Origin of the sequence: Pantoea sp. LMR881 (assembly GCF_027157825.1) — a bacterium.
Taxonomy (GTDB): domain Bacteria; phylum Pseudomonadota; class Gammaproteobacteria; order Enterobacterales; family Enterobacteriaceae; genus Pantoea; species Pantoea haifensis.
Window position 1 is genome coordinate 121,377 of record NZ_JAPVOK010000007.1, and the last position, 17,497, is coordinate 138,873.

The following is a 17,497-nucleotide window of genomic DNA, read 5'->3' on the forward strand; positions in this document are numbered from 1 at the left end:
GATGCATGTCAGCCCATATTGTGTTCAGCAAGTCAGGCGTGCCTGATAACCCTCTTAACAGGCAAAGATGTGTCTATAAACAATAATGTCTGAAGTTAATATTGATTTTTAAAGAAGCATTTTTTTCTGTTCAGTCAATGACTTAATTTTTTAAATCCGACCTTATTAAAAAAATATGCTGACTGTTTCGCAAGTGACTTAAGCCAAACTGGCAAGAGTAAGTTTTTCCTCTAAAGTTATATCGAAATGTAAATGAAATTATCCATTTCACCATAAACCTGTCAGCTATCCGGGAAAGAACTGCCAGGCCTCTTAGCTTCATCCGATAATTCATCCACAGAATGCCCAAGTGGAAACAATGAAACTCAAACCACTTGTCTATGGCTTCGCTCTGTGCGGGCTTCTCACCACGCTCCCCGTTCACGTTTATGCAGATGTTAGCCAGAAGGATGCAGCCCCGGCGACAAAACAGGCCAACGACGCGCTGTATCAGCAACTGCCCTTTGACAACAAAACGGATTTCACTGACGCGCACAAAGGCTTTATCGCCGCACTGCCTGATGCGGTGATCAAAGGTGAAGGCGGAAACGTAGTCTGGGACCCGAAAAAATATGCGTTTATTAAAGAGGGCGAAAAAGCGCCTGATACCGTCAACCCAAGCCTCTGGCGGCAGTCTCAGCTGATTAATATCAGCGGCCTGTTTCAGGTGACTGATGGCATCTATCAGATACGCAATCTTGACCTTTCCAATATGACCATCATTGAAGGAGAAAAGGGCGTTACCGTGGTTGATCCCCTGGTTTCAGCAGAAACGGCGAAAGTAGGCATGGAACTCTATTACAAGAACCGGGGACAGAAACCGGTTATCGCCGTGATTTACACGCACAGTCACGTTGACCATTACGGTGGTGTGCGCGGCGTGGTGAGCGAGGCCGACGTGAAAGCAGGTAAAACAAAAGTTTATGCGCCAGCCGGGTTTATGGAGTCGGCGGTAGCTGAAAATATCATGGCAGGTAATGTCCATGAGCCGCCGCGCCAGTTATATGTACGGCAACCTGCTGGAAGCCGATGCTAAAGGTCAGGTTGGTGCCGGTCTCGGAACCACCACGTCTGCCGGTACGGTGACGCTGATTGCGCCGACGGATTACATTACCAAAACCGGGGAAAAGCGAACCATTGATGGTCTCACCTACGATTTCATGATGGCACCCGGCTCAGAAGCACCAGCAGAAATGCTGTGGTATATCGAAGAGAAGAAAACCATCCAGACCGCCGAGGATGTGACCCATACGCTGCACAACACCTATTCCCTGCGCGGTGCCAAGATCCGCGAGCCGCTGCCATGGTCGAAATACATTAACGATGCCATTACCCTCTGGGGCGATAAAGCGGAGGTCCTGATGGCGCAGCATCACTGGCCTACCTGGGGCAACGACAACGTAAACACGCTGATGAAAAGCCAGCGCGATCTTTATCGTTATATCAATGACCAGACGCTGCGGCTGGCTAACGAAGGTTATACCCGCGATGAAATTGCCGCGCAGTTTAAGCTACCGCCCTCGCTGGCTAACACCTGGGCGAACCGGGGCTATTACGGTTCGGTCAGTCATGACGTGAAGGCCACCTATGTACTCTATCTGGGCTGGTTTGACGGCAATCCGGCGACGCTCGATGAATTGCCGCCGGAAGAAGGGGCGAAAAAGTTTGTCGAGTACATGGGCGGTGCTGACAGCATTCTGCAAAAGGCAAAAGTGGATTATGACAAAGGCAACTTCCGCTGGGTGGCTCAGGTTGTCAGCAAGGTGGTCTTCGCCGAGCCGGATAACAAGGCTGCGCGTGAACTGGAAGCCGACGCGCTGGAACAACTGGGCTATCAGGCTGAGTCAGGCCCCTGGCGCAACTTCTATCTCACCGGCGCGCAGGAGCTGAGAAGTGGCGTGAAGCAACTGCCAACGCCGAACACCGCCAGCCCGGATACTGTTCGGGCCATGACGCCGGAGATGTTCTTCGACTATCTGGCGGTGCATATCAACGGGGAAAAAGCCGCCAGTGCTAAAGCGGTGCTGAACGTCGATTTTGGCGAAGATGGCGGCAAGTACAAACTTGAGCTGGAGAACGGTGTGCTCAATCATACGGCCAGTGCTGAAGCAGAGAATGCGGATGCCACCATCACGCTGTCGCGTGAGGCGCTCAATAAAATCATGCTGAAGGAAGAGACGCTTAAACAGGCGCAGGAGCGGGGCGATGTGAAGATAACCGGTAACGGTGAAAAGCTGAATGAGCTGCTCAGTTACATGGACAAGTTTGAGTTCTGGTTCAACATCGTCACGCCTTAATCCCTTTGCCCTGCAGTTGTTGCGCTGCAGGGCTTTATACCGCCGGAAGTGGCTCGCCTCTGACAACCTTCTCTCTGTCTCTGTCAACGTATTCGCATCCAGATAATTATCCGTTCACATTCGGGTCGGTTAATGCTCGCCAGTGAGTTGCTCAGTCCCCGCAAAAAAATGATAACAGCGAAAAGATGACCTATGTATCTGATTTAAAAGAGATAAAAATCCTGGCCACAAAAAAAGGGGGAGAGGGGGCCTGATCCCGCCGCTGGGAGTGCTGCTGCTTTCCTTTGATCATCAAGACCAGTGGGTCAGCAGCTATGATCCCTGTGGTGCGTCATTTGATCTGCACAACATCGATCTGAGTGGCGTATTCAGGCGCCTGCTGAAGACGCTTACCGCCCTGCAATCCCTGAGGAATTGACGCTGCGAAACCTGCGGCAAAGGGGCTTTTGCAACAAGGGTGCGCCTGTGCACACTTGTAATCATGAATATGACTCATGTTGAATGAAATTAAATCACTTTTCCTCAACCAGCGACTCAGGCATAAAATATGCACTGTTATTAATTATTTAACATACAGACGACTGAATGAGAAAGCATGAAAACAAGCAATAAATTCAGGTTCGTATCAGAAATTAGGGTACCAGATTAAAATGAATAAAAATTTCACATTTACCATTAAGAGCATTCGTTTCGACGAAAATTATAATCCCTCAGGAAATACGCGCATTACAACTAACTTCGCTAATCTGGCCCGAGGTGAGAAACGTCAGGAGAACCTGCGCAATGCCTTAGTGATGATTGACAATCGTTTTAATTCTCTTGCGCACTGGGATAACCCCAAAGGCGATCGCTATTCTGTTGAACTTGAGATTATCTCCGCTGAACTGAATATTGATATTGCAGGCAAGGGCGGCACTTTTCCCGTGATTGAAATACTGAAGACGAATATCCTCGATATAAAAAATAATCAGCGCACAGAAGGTATTGCAGGAAATAACTTTTCCTCTTACGTGCGAGATTATGATTTCAGCGTCCTGCTGCCAGAGCATAATAAGAATCAAACCAATTTTACCCTGCCAGATAATTTTGGTGATCTGCATGGAAATATATTTAAGATCTTCATCAACTCTGATGTTTACAATGCTAATTTCGGTAAGCCCCCTGTTATATGCCTGAGTGTTTCAAGTAAAAACACCTACTATCGTACCGGTAATGAGCATCCTGTATTAGGTATCGAATATCAGCAGGATGAATCTTCTCTGACCGATCACTATTTCGCAAAAATGGGGTTGCAGGCTCGCTACTTTATGCCGACAGGCAGTGTGGCTCCTTTGGCTTTTTATTTTCAGGGTGATTTACTCAGTGATTACACTCATCTTGAGCTTATCAGTACCATCAGCACGATGGAGACTTTTCAAAAAATTTACCGGCCAGAGATTTACAATGCTAATTCTTCAGCGGGGAAATATTATCAGCCAAACCTGAAACATCGGGATTATTCTTTAACTCAAATTATTTATGATCGGGAAGAACGTAGCCAGCTGGCTATTGAGCAGGGAAAGTTTACCGAAGAGCACTTTATTAAGCCCTATCAAACAGCTCTCGAGCAATGGTCTGCTAATTCCGTTCTTTGATTAACCGAAACACAAGGTCATCTGTTATGAAAAAGTTATTACCTACTTCGACTGCGGGCAGCTTACCCAAACCCGCCTGGCTTGCACAACCTGAAACACTTTGGTCACCCTGGAAATTGCAAGGTGAGGAATTAGTCGAGGGCAAACAAGATGCTCTGCGTTTGTGTCTGGAAGCTCAACAGCAGGCAGGTATTGATATTGTCAGTGATGGCGAGCAAACGCGTCAGCATTTTGTCACAACGTTTATTGAGCACCTCAGCGGCGTTGATTTTGAGAAACGTGAAATCGTCAGGATTCGTAATCGCTATGATGCAAGTGTACCGACAGTCGTGGGTGAAGTGACCCGGCAAAAACCCGTTTTTGTTGCAGATGCAACGTTTTTACGTCAGCAAACTAAGCAACCGATTAAGTGGGCATTACCAGGACCCATGACGATGATCGATACGCTTTATGACAGCCATTATAAAAGTCGTGAAAAACTCGCCTGGGAGTTTGCTAAAATTCTCAATCAGGAAGCCAAAGAATTAGAGGCTGCTGGTGTCGATATTATCCAGTTTGATGAACCCGCATTTAATGTTTTTTTGATGAGGTGAACGACTGGGGGATTGCCGCTTTAGAAAGAGCCATTGAAGGGCTTAAATGTGAAACGGCTGTGCATATTTGCTACGGTTATGGCATCAAAGCCAACACAGACTGGAAAAAGACGCTGGGTTCAGAGTGGAGACAATATGAAGAGATTTTTCCTAAGCTGCAGAAATCTAATATCGATATAATTTCGCTGGAATGTCAAAACTCGCGTGTTCCAATGGATCTCATTGAACTTATTCGAGGTAAAAAGGTAATGGTTGGGGCTATCGACGTAGCAACCAATACCATCGAGACACCAGAAGAAGTCGCCGATACTCTTCGAAAAGCACTTCAGTTTGTAGACGCCGACAAACTCTATCCTTGCACCAACTGTGGCATGACACCGCTGTCTCGTCGGGTAGCCAGGGGCAAACTGAATGCTCTGAGTGCTGGCGCAGAGATCGTCCGAAGAGAACTCCTGGCGAAATAACGTCGCCAAAAATTCGATCATTAAAGGAAACTCAGTCCGGATTAAGCGATCTGATTAATTACCCGCTCGCTTAACCCCCCACCGGACTGAGTGATGTCGCTCAGAATAGTAATCATTGAGTAAGCGTTATAAAAAACCCTGGAAAATGCCGTCGCCGGGTGAATACATAAGATTGAATAGCTTTGCGCTGCAATATATTTTCATCATGCCTGTTGGTCGTTAATCTGATTCAAAGCATGCGGCTCGTGCGTTTTGCTCGTGTATTGGAAGGCGTTTGACAAACTGTAAAAACAGAAACACAGCTAAGCAAGAATACCTGACCATCATTCAGTTTATTAATTTTGTCATTACCCGTAGCCACTCTTGATCTGTTCTGTGTGGTGTTTTCTGCGTAAATTTTCCTGAACATCATTTACCAAAGACGTTTAAAAAATGGCGTGGCAGGGGGATGAGAATCCCGCTACCACACCATTTTTGAGCTGGCCCAGCCTTTTGATTTACACAACTTAGGCGGCATGTGGATGCATTGTCAACTTGCGGCTATCAACCTGACCGCCATCGTCACATATCCATCAGCAATGATGGATATGTCGACAGGTTAGTCATATCACCCATCGCTTCTTTTTACCTGCATTCCTTGTGTTCTGGCGCAATAACCCGTAGGAGTGCTTTCTGGCCCAGGAGTAAGGCTGGCTATCAGGTTTAGAACTAGAGTTTTAGCTGGCTTCCTAAAATGAAATCTGCATCCTGTAACGTTACATCCAGTCCCGCTGAAGGAGTAAAGGTCAGCTCGCCGAAAATAACTTTCTTATTCAGGAGGTAGAAATCAGCCCGGACAAATTTAAAATCAGAAGCTAATTTCATCGCGTAATCTTTCATTTTATTAAAGCCATCAGGCATTTTTGGGTAATTCTTTTTATTTATTAATTCAATGGTGTCCTCGAAAGGAAGAGGGTTCCAGTTCATATCAAAATAATAGAATTTAGGTGTTCCTTTTTCTCGCCCAATGCAAACCATTACTGCGTAAGGCTTTCCATTGAAACAGTAAAACTTATAGTCGTCAGGAAAACCACCACGTTCATTTTCAATGTATTTTTCACATAAAATTTTTCTTTCTATTTTTTTATACTGCGGTTCAATGAAAAGGGTGGAGAAATCCTGCTTTAGCCACTTATCTAATTGTTTGTTTGTTTTTTCAATGTCTATTGATGATTTATTATCACAAATTATGTTATAACCTGCACCATGGTTGCATTTAAGTGCAAACTTTTCTGGAAGCACCCTATAGTCAATGCTTTGTGGACTATCGTACACGCCATACAGGTCATTAAGGATTTCACCACACCCTTTAGATGAAACATATTCTCTCACCTTATATTTATCAGCACATAACGTGTAAATGTCATTATTTAATTCATTGAACTTAAGCCACTGAATTTTTTCATTGAAATTGGTGGGGTTACTTAAGTTTAGCTTTTTCTTGAACTTAATAAAGTAATGCGCCTGAGCACAAAACTTAGGAGAAATGTTAGCACTGAATTTTAGGGCTGATTTAACTGTGTGTTTTATCATATTCATTTAAATTATCTCGGTTTGAAAATGCTAAGGTGCATTTTAATGATTGTTTTATTTCTAAAGAAATAATTGAGTAAAGTGCAAGATAAAATCTCAACAATCAAAAAACAATATGCAGCGCCATTAATTCCGAATTCGCGAATCATTATCCAGGATAATGGTATTGTTAATATACAGCATAAAAACATTTTTTTAGCCAGGTAGCTGTACCCGGATTCTTTTATTATATATCTATAACAAATCGTTCCTAACGATGAGAACATTGTGCCAATAATTATTATGGGAATAATATTGACTGAATCCATATAATTATCGCCATAAAGTAAGCGTATAAAAAAATCACCAAAAATATAAAATCCACTTAAAGCAACAAGGGACAGAATAATCACAAGTCGGTTGATCTTAATTAGCAATTTTTCGATAGTTACTTGATTGTTTTCACTGTATATTTTTGAGAGAAAAACTCGTTATTAATGCTAATACAATAAATGACCAGGCACCTCCTATTGTTAACGCTACGCTATAAACTCCCAGTTTTGAGTAGGATGACATTTTAGCCAAAAAAATGCTGGATATCTGAGTGTATATGTCTGCTGACAGACTTGATAAAATTAAAGCCCCGCCGGTGTAAAGCATGTGTCGGTTATATAACCCGGCTCCTTTACTGTTTTCTTTAATTTCAGTTGTGTATTTAAAATAAATGAGGCGCATGACGTAAGGTACGAGCGGGATTATAACAATGGGTATTGTGAAGTAGTAAACTGGCAATTTAAAATGTGAAATATAGAATCTAATTACCGGGGCAAAGGACAGCCCGATGACATTTGTTATCGTGTTTATTTTTGATTTTAATTGCGTGTTGTTGTAGATGGAAAAGAAGTCCATCACAATGTAGTATGTGGCAATGCAGTTGGCTACGCCAAATAAAAACACAATTAAGTCAGTATAGAAGTACAGATAAGTTAAAACTGAGCTTGATGATATGAGGAAGAAAATACGCCGTTGATTTTGGGTGTGCATCGCCATTGCAATCCCGGATCTGGTATTTTCGCTCATGCGTTTAAATATGATATTCTGACCGCCAAACCATGATAATGTTTGTACAAATATAAAAAGCGAAGTTGAAATATTGATCTTACCAAAGTTATCAGGGCCAATGTACTTTGCCATAAGCGAATTAATATAGATCAGCCCAATAATATTAATTGACTTCTCAAGCATGATCCAAATTGCATTAGAATACATTTTAAGTCTCACATTGCATAGTTGAGATGATTATTCCTCTAAATAACCATCCGCCTTCGTTTACTTTTCTCTGTAGTCATTTCCTTTAGTTGATAGTTTGACTGCTTATATAAAAATAGTGAAGGCTTATCTACCGAATCAGATTATTGACAAGTTTTTCCTGAAAATAATTCCATTTATTGGTGGTGTCTTATGATGAGGTAATGCGATAAACAGACAGCATGGCTTATATATATTCAATTTAAAAAGGGAATGTGATTATGTACTATCACCATCCTGCCAGTTATAGGCACGGGGCGGCTTGTCATTCGCTTTTATATCAGTTTTGCCGGGAGTATTCATTAGAAATAAGGCCAGGATGCAGAGGGGGCCGGTTACGCGATGACAGAAAGTGGTGGCCCTGTAATAACATTACTAAAAAGCATCGTGCATTCTAAACTGCTATAAAAATTTTTATTTTTTCAAATCGCTATTGTAATAAGGCTGAATTTGCGCGTGGTAGCGTTATCTTCATTTTTTGAAGATATAAATAAAATTTCAGTTACTTATACCGATGCTAAGCTGCCCGCCAGACGGGAATGGGTAATTCAGAATGTTCAGGCAGATCAAAGAAAAGGGTACTGAGGCAGGCCAATATAGTCGTGTAGAGGCTGGTCAGTAACAGAATTGCGTTCAAAGTCTGAATAAGAACACTATTCTGATAAGAAAACAGTTCCAGACGTTAATCAAACAGTTTTCCTCAACCACATTAAAATATTAACGCATTAAGAGAACTGCACCTGTCAGAATAAACTAATCAATTGTTGTCCGGTTTTAATTTACAGCAGCCAGCCTGGGCGTCATCTGCTGTCAGCCATTCCCTGTGCAGTCACAAGCCTTTTTATGCTGTGGCACGCGAAGATTGAACGCTTGTCTGTTCAGACGATTGAGGTGCGGTAAAATTCGCTCCCCACTCAGCATGGCGTGCCATCATAAAGGCTATGCTCTGCGTGTCATGCTGTTTACTTAATGGCATGGCATAAATCAGCCTGATGCAAACCGTGACAGGTTCAGTCTGACCCCCGCATTTGCTTCAGACCCCTTAACACTTTTAATGATTTCACCGTTTCGCCCTCACTGGCTGCGGATCCTGGCCTGGCTCAGCTTCCAAAATAAGCGCATTGCTTTTTTGGTTCAGCGTCTTCAGCACAGGCTGCAATTCCCGCAAAACCTGATCAAGGCGTTGCATATCACCAACCAGTTTGATGTAGGCAGGCGAACCCGGTTGCAGGCCTTTCATGCTGCGGTTCAGTTCACGTAAGGTTTGCTGCATATCTTCCGGCAGTGTTTTCATCGCAGGACTGGCAGTAAACTGATTAACATGCTTCAGCGTTTTTTGCAGTTCAATCAGCGTGAATCGGCTTTCTTTCAACGTGCCGGTCGCTTCAGCAAACACGGGATCCAGCGGCAGGCTATTGATTTTATCAAGGGTAGCAACCAGCTTCTGCTGAATCTGGTTCAGCCCGCTGCTCGTCGTGGGGATAATCTTGTACCCGGCGATTTCTTCCGGCCCGTCATAAGCGCCCAGGTTGTCATAAAAGTCCACATCAATATAAAGCGAGCCTGAGATCAGATTACCGGTTTTCAGCGTGGCCCTCAGCCCGCGCTTTTTACCCAGCTGGAGCCGTTGTTCAAGATCAAAATTCTTGCCCATCCCTTTGATAAAGCGTTCGGGTTCGATACGGATTAACACGGGCACGCGGTAGTTAGTCTGAAGATCCTGAGTAACACCCGGCAAAAGAAGGGCACCTGCGCAACGGTACCCAGGCGTATTCCCCTAAATTCCACGGGCGCGCCCGCCTGCAGGCCTCGCACAGAGTCGGTAAAAAACATCAGGAAATCAAGATGCTGTGTATAGCGGGAGTTCTGGATGGCAGCCGGATCGTCGAAAAGATGATATTCCGCTTTGTTCCCGGCAATCTGGCCCAGATCCCAGCCGTTGGGTAAGTCAAAGCTGACCCCCGCTGAACAGCGTGGTAAGTGATCCCATTTCAACCCGCATACCAGAGGCAGACATTTCGACAGCGATACCACTGTCTTTCCAGAAGCGCACATTAGTGGTCACGAGACGATCATAAGGTGAAGTGATAAAAAGCTGATAAGTCATCTTGCGTTTATCTGTATCAAACTGGCTGGTTTCTACCGTGCCCACGCGGTATCCCCGGAACAGCACCGGATCACCGGCGGTGAGCTGGCCAGCTTTTTCGCTGTTAAGGGTAATATGTATACCTTTTGCATTGGCCGGTGCCAGCGGTGGTGAATCTAAAAGCGTATACTGCTCCGGCTGTTTACCCTCTGTGCCGGGCTGCAGTTCAATATAGGCTCCCGACAGCAACGTCCCGAGGCCGGTAACCCCTTCACGACCGATTTGTGGTTTCACTACCCAAAAAACGCTGTTGCCATGAAGCATTTTTTCCATACCAGTATGCAGACGCGCTCTGATCTCAACGTAACGGAGATTGTCAGTCAGAACTGCGCTTTCGACCAGGCCCACGTCAATACTGCGATTCTTGATCGCTGTTTTTCCTGCTTCAATGCCTTCTGCATTTTCAGTAATCAATATGACTAATGGTCCCTGATGGCTGAAATGGTAAAATAAAATCCACCCGCCAATCAGCAGGGTTACGAGCGGAATAATCCACACCGGGGACCAGCGTTTAATCTTTTCTACTCTGGCGATGCCATTATTCTTTTCTGACAAGGCGCAGCTCCTTAAAATAACTGTTTTAATTGACGTTAATTACAGGCGTGATGAGGTTCTGTTTTGCAGCCATTGTCTGAATCATTATTTCAACTCGCCAGTGTAGCCCTGAAAATTTTTAGCTAAAACTGACAGCTTTTTTAGAACTCTGTTAAAAAATTTGAAAACATTAACAGTTATGGCGTGATGCCATTTCAGGAAAATTATTAAACAAGCCCGAACCTGTTTTTCTGTAAGCAAAGGAAGAGTTACTCTCTGATTCAGGCAGTATAGTGAATCTTTCAGGAATCAGGCCAGACACTGAAGAACAATTTAAAAACAGCAAGGCCTCGCCGAAAACAGTAACGGGTTTGATCAGGCATATACTTTACTGTTTCCATCTCTGTTATACGGCAGGTAAAGATAAATTAGCGTTATGTAAAAACAGGCAATGAATTAAAGACTGTCTTTTTCCTCATTCACTTCCCGGTTAGAAAAAGATCGTTACCTGGCCCGGAGCGAAAAAAACTCAGGCTGATTCAACTGTGGCCGTAGATAATGTTCAGGCCCCGCAAGGGCAGCTGGACAGGGATATCTCAGGGGGCATGGCACAGCAAAGTATAATAAGCGCCCAAAAGCGTGACCTGAAGGGTTGCTTTAGCATAAACAACCCTGGCACCTTCGTAAATTATCTCCCGCCCCTCAGTGTGCTGGCATCAACGAAGTGTGCAAAATCCGTTCCGGAACTGTCGACGGAAAACAACAATAGAAGATATTGACTGCAAACAGATCTGCAAAAGCTTTTTGCTAACGCCATGGATATAAGTGCAGGAAAACAGGGCTTTTACTGATAGGGAAAAACAATTTCAAGTACACCATTAATCACAAACTGCACGCCCATGCAGACCAGCAAAAACCCCATCAGACGGGATATAGCGTTAATACCGGCTTTCCCTGTCAGCCGCATGATGCTGTCTGTGCTACGAAGCGCGCCCCAGGCAATCACAGCCAATACCAGAAAGATAAGCGGTGGTGCCGCTATGATTACCCACGCAGGAAATTCATCTCCATGCCGCAGCGTAGACGCAGAGCTGACTAACATGGCAATCGTTCCGGGGCCGACGCTGGCAGGCATGGCCAGGGGAACAAAAGCAATGCTGGTTCCGGGCCCGGACTTCTGTTTATCAGCTTTGATAAGCCCATCAGTCAACTGACCGCCCTTTTAAGGCGCTGCTCTGTATATAACCGAATTTGTGCAAGCGTAGCTGCGCTAACCCGGCTGTCCGGCACAGGAGAAGGGAAATAGATGACGGGTGATATGTAGATATCTTTATAATTGCTCAGGCGATAGTCGGGAGAGACCCAGCGTAGTACCTGATGACCTGATGTGATCTCAACAGTTCGTAAGTCAGAGTAATCACTTATAAAACCTGAATACTGATTTTTTTCTGCGACTTTTGAAGAACAACCGGAGAGCGTTAAAAAAGCATAGCTAAGCAAAGCCTTTGTGAAAGAATCATTTTTCACCCCTCGTGAGAGGGTTGATAATGCAAAGCCAGTTAAGTTCAATATGAATTATAAGATATTTATCAGGCAGCATGCTTAATAATTATTCTCTTCACGTACCAGAAGGGCAAGATATGAAAATTATTTTTATATGGCGGAAATATTTTACGTAACAGTAAAGAGTCTGTTTATTTCCCTCTAAAAGTTATAAAGCATTTAACTTCTTAATGCTGCAAATTATATGGCTTCGCTGTGGATTATCTGAGATCGCCTGTAAATAATTTTTCAGCGGATATCATTTATAACGCTCGTGCTTACCATGCAGGTACTTCTGCTGCTCAGATAAAATCGCACACGTTCTGCAAAATGCTCAACGGGTGAATGGCTGTCGTCCATCAGGCGTAGCATGTCCTGCAAAGAGCACGAGACGTAGAAATATTGCTGAGCAAGGCGCAGGCGCTTGCCACTGTCAGGTTCGCCATTCGGTTAGAGCACCTTTAAAAGCGTCTCAGAAACCACTTTTTCCTCCACCGCCTGGTAGTAGTCACCCGCTTTGAAGTCCTCAAAATCGAATGATTGCACCGCTTCACTCTTCCAGGGCCGCAACACGTTGCAGGTATTCACGCGATAACCCTGTACAGGCACATCACAGGCCATGCCCTGGCCGGTGTCCAGCGCACGCGCAGCTTACCCTGCTCATCGTGCAGCATCTGCGTAAAGCCGCCGAAGCAGAGATAAAAGCTGATATCAGGTCGGCAGATTTCCCAGGAAGTACCCATTTTCAGCCAGTTATCGGTGCGCTCCACCTGTCAGCCGTCAACAATCTCTTGATCGAAAATGCCGAACTCGTAACGAATGCCATAGCCAATCGCGGGTATTTCTACTGTTGCTAATGAGTCAAGATAGCAGGCTGCTAACCTTCCCTGGCCACCATTACCGAGGCCTGGCTCTTCCTCAACTTCAAGTAACACATCAAGATCCTGCCCGAGCGCGCACATGGCTTCCCGCGCCTCGCTTTCGAGAGACCCCAGGCTCAGTAAATTACAGCCCAGCTGTGTGCCAATCAGAAACTTCGCTGAGAAAACAGGCCACCTTCACATGGGGAAGTGCATAGTTTTGAATGGATGCCGTTCAGCGCACCAGCATGCGGTCCCGGACCGTCAAGGCAAGTGCCGGTTGTTGCGATATTGGGATAACGGGCCTGCCGGCAGATAAGATTTCTGACAACATCATGCTGGAACGCAGCGGCACTTGCTGTATCTGATCCAAGGTTTTCGGGCCTGCCACGGCCGGTACAGGGGGGTTCATTATTCATATTTGCCTCACATTGGCGCTGACGACAGAGCCACGTATGAGAGTCCCATGTTTACAAGTCATTGATATTGCCAGATGCGAAAGTGGCGTGCCGGAAGAGAGATGAGCACAGTCTGTGTGAGCCCGGAACAGGCCTTACAGGGAGCGCATGCAATGTTATTTACGTTGCCCGACAGGTATCCTCTCGTCGAAGCACCTCATGCAGATCAAATAGCAGGACTCATAAGGCCCAAAACCTCAGCTGCCGTTATTACACAGGGTATTAGTGGTTCATATAGAGATAATGAACATTTCATTTACAGGATAGCCAGTACATCTGATGAGCACAAATTCTGCTCTTTAAGGATTTATACCTGCCTGATACTGCGCTACCGACAAAACCGACCTGAATTCTGCCAGTAAGAAAAAACAAAAAACAGGGGTTCCGGTTAACTTTCCGGGATGAATAAAAAGGAAGACTTTATTTGTGACAGTTGTTGCCTGCGCTGCACCGGCCTGAAAGGGCTACGTCACGCCTAACGTTTACTAAACTGCCGTTCCAGGGGATGCGTCAATTCTGTTACCGCACATCCTTTGAAACCCCGTTTGAGGTTAAAAGGCTGCCCCGGCTGTGAGGTTGTCGATCTATTTTGCGCGCCGGGTGAACGCAGCAGTAAAGAAGCGGTGTCGGTTATTGGCCATCCATAGCCAGCACGAGATGGCCCGCCCGCTGATTTCACGAGTGCATCACCGGTAAGCTCTGATGAGCAACCGGGCGACTAACAACGCCGTGGCGGACGGATGATCGTCGACAGGCGGTAGCTGAAGGATAATGCTTCAGCTGTGTCATTATCTTCAGCAGTGGCCTGATGTGTTCTGTACCCTGGCCGGTTTTCAGCAGCCGTTGCGTATGGCTGAGCAGACATTTTATACCGCGCGCCCGTAAAATGTGTTTGTCCTCCCGGCACAGCCAGCCGGCCAGCGGCCTGAGTAAATAAGTGATGACATCTTCCGGACTGTAGCTGGTATAAAGCTCCCACAGGTAGCAGGCGCGCGTTTCATCGGTTCCGGAGACCAGCTGAAAGACCAGCTCCTGCCTGCGAAATGCCCAGCCGCTGGGCCGGTAGTGCCATGAGTCGCTGAGCAGGGTGCGGAGCTCGCTGAGGGTGTCACCCGATGAGGTCAGGGCGCGGACGACCCGGATCTGGGTTATCTGGGATTCGCTGTAGCCTTCACCGGAAGGGGGTAATCAGGGATGCGGACTGCCAGGAGCTGAGCGTGGCAGGTAAGACATCGGTCATACGGCAGACAACAGAAGCTGAAGTAAACAAAGCAGACATCTCCACAGGTCAGAAAGTAAGCAGATGGTGTGCCTGAACCGGGCACGGAGAGTTGATCAAAATCAATAACAGCCGCGCCTGCGGATTAGCCGGAAAGCAATTGAGAAAATTCCTGGGATGGCGGGGCAGGGGAGCGGTCTGCCCGCCGGAGCGGGCCATTCCGGCACAGGCCGGGAGGCGCACCGGGCAGCGGGAAAGGCGGGAGAGCCGGGCGCGCAGCAGAGCAGGCCGCCTTTATAGTTACATCATCCATTAACACCTCCCTTTAACCGCATATCCGCGCCGGACCTGAAGCCCGGACCTGAAGCCCGGACCTGAAGCCCGGACCTGAAGCCCGGACCTGAAGCCCGGACCTGAAGCCCGGTTGCCCCCTGACCAGCCGCCGCCGCCCGGCCCGCAGGGCCGGTGTCTTTGTGGCGGGTAAATGGGTGCTGTAACTAATGGGTTGGGTATCGCTGTGAGGGTGCAGCAGCCAGTTGCTCTCGCCGATCGAAAAAGGCTGGGCGTAGCGCAGCCAGAACTGATTTGCCTCTTTATCTGATTCGCTGACGTCATCAATATAATAATTTTGCATGTTGAAAGCGGTCATACTGGCCAGCAGGCTATTGGCCTGCGCGGCACCCCCGGATGGGTCTCCGGCATCGGCCGCACCAGTGGAAAGAACCGCCATAAACAGGGTGAATGAAATCAGGCGTATATCCGCTTCCGCTATTCCGATGAAACAAGCCGGCTGAACTCCCCTGCTTATACAGACGCAGGGGGGAACAGACGATCAGGGTGTGACGATATTGAACCAGAAGTCGAACTTGTCGAGACAGCCCAGCAGCTCGTCTACCTTCTGCGCATTGCCGGTAATCTGCACTTCGCCCTTATCCTGCGCCTGCTTCAGCGTCTCTTCCCGGAGCAGGATTTTGTTCATGGTTTCGCGGGACATGCTGATGCCGGCGTCCGCATTGTCATCTCTGACCCCCGCGGTATGGTTCAGCACGCCGTTTTCCAGATACCCTATCCTCGCCGCCAAAATCCACGTTCAGCACGGACTTCAGGCTGGCCGCCTTTTCACCGTTGACGTGCAGTGCCAGATAGTCGAAGAACATTTCTGGCGTCATGGAGCGGACCGTGTCCGGGCTGGCGGTGTTCGGCGTCGGCAGCTGCTTCACGCCGCCTCTGAGTTCCTGCGCGCCGGTCAGATAGAAGTTGCGCCACGGGCCGGACTCCGCCTGATAGCCCAGCTGCTCCAGCGCGTCGGCTTCCAGCTCGCGCGCCGCCCGGTTATTGGGATCGGCGAAAACCACCTTGCTGACGATCTGCGCCACCCAGCGGAAGTTGCCTTTGTCATAGTCCGCTTTTGCCTTCTGCAGGATGGCTTCCACCCCGCCCATATACTCGACGAACTTTTTCGCTCCCTCTTCCGGCGGCAGCTCGTCAAGGGTGGCCGGGTTGCCGTCAAACCAGCCCAGATTGAGCACGTAGGTCGCCTTGACGTCGTGGCTGATCGAGCCGTAGTAGCCGCGGTTCGCCCAGGTGTTTGCCAGTGACGGCGGTAGCTTGAACATGGCCGCGATTTCATCGCGCGTGTAGCCCTGGTTCGCCAGGCGCAGGGTCTGGTCGTTGATGTAGCGATACAGGTCGCGCTGACTCTTCATTAGCTTGTTAACGTTATCGTTGCCCCAGGTGGGCCAGTGGTGCTGCGCCATCAGCACTTCGGCCTTGCCGCCCCAGCGGTTGATGGCATCGTTGATGTATTTGGACCAGGGCAGCGGCTCACGGATTTTGGCGCCGCGGAGGGAGCAGGTGTTGTGCAGCGTAAGCGTGACGTCTTCAGCGGTCTGGATGGTTTTCTTCTCTTCGATGTACCAGAGCATTTCCGCCGACGCTTCCGAGCCGGGTGCCATCATAAAATCGTAGGTCAGCCCGTCGATGGTGCGCTTTTCGCATCGGGTTGAAGCAGGTTGCCATAAAAGCAAAGAGGCCTGTCAGCGCCTTCCCTAATGTCTGACAAGATTTTATGGCGAAATGGGTGAGCTCGGTTACATTTAGATATAGCTGTAGATAAAAAATTTAACTCACCATTTTGGCTTAAGTCATTTGCGAAGCAATCGGCATATTTGAAAAACAGGAAAATAAAAAATTTAAGCTAAACGTATAAGCAAAAAGTAAGTGCAACAATAAAAACCTTTATTAATAATGAATTAAACAACGAAATCCAGAATTTAAGGCCAGCAATAATAAGAGTAAAACATAGATGAAAAAATATAAATCAAGAATTATGCCAGATGCGATGTGATAAAGGATAACGTCAACTGAAAGACTGTAGAGGAAACGTAAATCTCATGCCTGTACAACTAAGACAATGGATGTGCAGGCGGGCTCCGGCATTTGACCTACCGATGTAAACGCTTTTTATGAAGCAAAACAGCGTTCTTAGCCCAGCATGTAAGGCAGCATCCTTTAACGACACATGCATTCTCCTGCATCACTGGTAGCGATCAGACACTCAGCAGCCAGGTTGTAATCTTTGTTATTTCCGTCTTAACCGCCTGTTAATTATGGCAGTAAATATAAATTTACTGTTTGCAACGAATATTGTTTCTTCTGTTTCAAAATGAAAAACAGGCACATTTTATTTTGCAGCAGGAAAATAAATAAATATTAAACTTGTCATATATCAAGTTAACGCAGGAAGGCGTGCTGGTTTCTTTTGATTTAGATCAAAATTAATAATAATTTTTATTTGCAGCATTAATCTTAGTTAAACAATATTCATATATTAGAATTTATTTTAACTTCAT

5 protein-coding genes and 6 pseudogenes are annotated in these 17,497 nt (G+C 46.6%); 3 read left to right on the forward strand and 8 right to left on the reverse strand.

The window, feature by feature from the left end:
• Positions 1-358: 358 nt before the first annotated feature.
• The 3 genes and pseudogenes from O3W44_RS24305 (at position 359) to O3W44_RS24315 (ending at position 5,027) form a co-directional block, all read left to right on the forward strand.
• A pseudogene (locus O3W44_RS24305) lies at positions 359-2,336 on the forward strand (alkyl/aryl-sulfatase).
• 650 nt (positions 2,337-2,986) lie between these two features.
• Positions 2,987-3,970 carry a DUF1852 domain-containing protein gene (locus O3W44_RS24310; RefSeq protein WP_269295199.1) on the forward strand — a complete coding sequence of 328 codons (984 nt, stop codon included), beginning with the start codon at positions 2,987-2,989 and terminating at the stop codon, positions 3,968-3,970.
• A 26-nt stretch (positions 3,971-3,996) separates the two neighbouring features.
• Positions 3,997-5,027, forward strand: a pseudogene (locus O3W44_RS24315) (methionine synthase).
• A gap of 708 nt (positions 5,028-5,735) precedes the next feature.
• Here the strand turns inward: O3W44_RS24315 and O3W44_RS24320 are convergent.
• The 8 genes and pseudogenes from O3W44_RS24320 to O3W44_RS24360 all read right to left on the reverse strand — a co-directional run.
• Positions 5,736-6,605 carry an ATP-grasp fold amidoligase family protein gene (locus O3W44_RS24320; protein ID WP_269295200.1) on the reverse strand — a complete coding sequence of 290 codons (870 nt, stop codon included), beginning with the start codon at positions 6,603-6,605 and terminating at the stop codon, positions 5,736-5,738.
• A 435-nt stretch (positions 6,606-7,040) separates the two neighbouring features.
• Positions 7,041-7,823, reverse strand: coding sequence for a hypothetical protein (locus tag O3W44_RS24330; RefSeq protein ID WP_269295201.1), 783 nt, complete (start codon positions 7,821-7,823; stop codon positions 7,041-7,043).
• A gap of 1,123 nt (positions 7,824-8,946) precedes the next feature.
• Positions 8,947-10,587 (reverse strand): annotated as a pseudogene (gene pqiB / locus O3W44_RS24335) (intermembrane transport protein PqiB).
• An 823-nt stretch (positions 10,588-11,410) separates the two neighbouring features.
• A pseudogene (locus O3W44_RS24340) lies at positions 11,411-11,788 on the reverse strand (MarC family protein); the annotation flags it as partial.
• Entirely contained in the window at positions 11,773-12,093 is a 321-nt protein-coding gene (locus O3W44_RS24345; RefSeq protein WP_269295202.1) for a DUF3313 family protein, read from the reverse strand. The pseudogene O3W44_RS24340 and the gene O3W44_RS24345, both read right to left, overlap by 16 nt.
• A gap of 264 nt (positions 12,094-12,357) precedes the next feature.
• Positions 12,358-13,070 (reverse strand): annotated as a pseudogene (locus O3W44_RS24350) (glycogen/starch/alpha-glucan phosphorylase).
• Between the two features lie 1,900 nt (positions 13,071-14,970).
• Entirely contained in the window at positions 14,971-15,375 is a 405-nt protein-coding gene (locus O3W44_RS24355) for a hypothetical protein (RefSeq protein ID WP_269295203.1), read from the reverse strand.
• Between the two features lie 102 nt (positions 15,376-15,477).
• A pseudogene (locus O3W44_RS24360) lies at positions 15,478-16,639 on the reverse strand (alkyl/aryl-sulfatase); the annotation flags it as partial.
• Between the last annotated feature and the right edge of the window lie 858 nt (positions 16,640-17,497).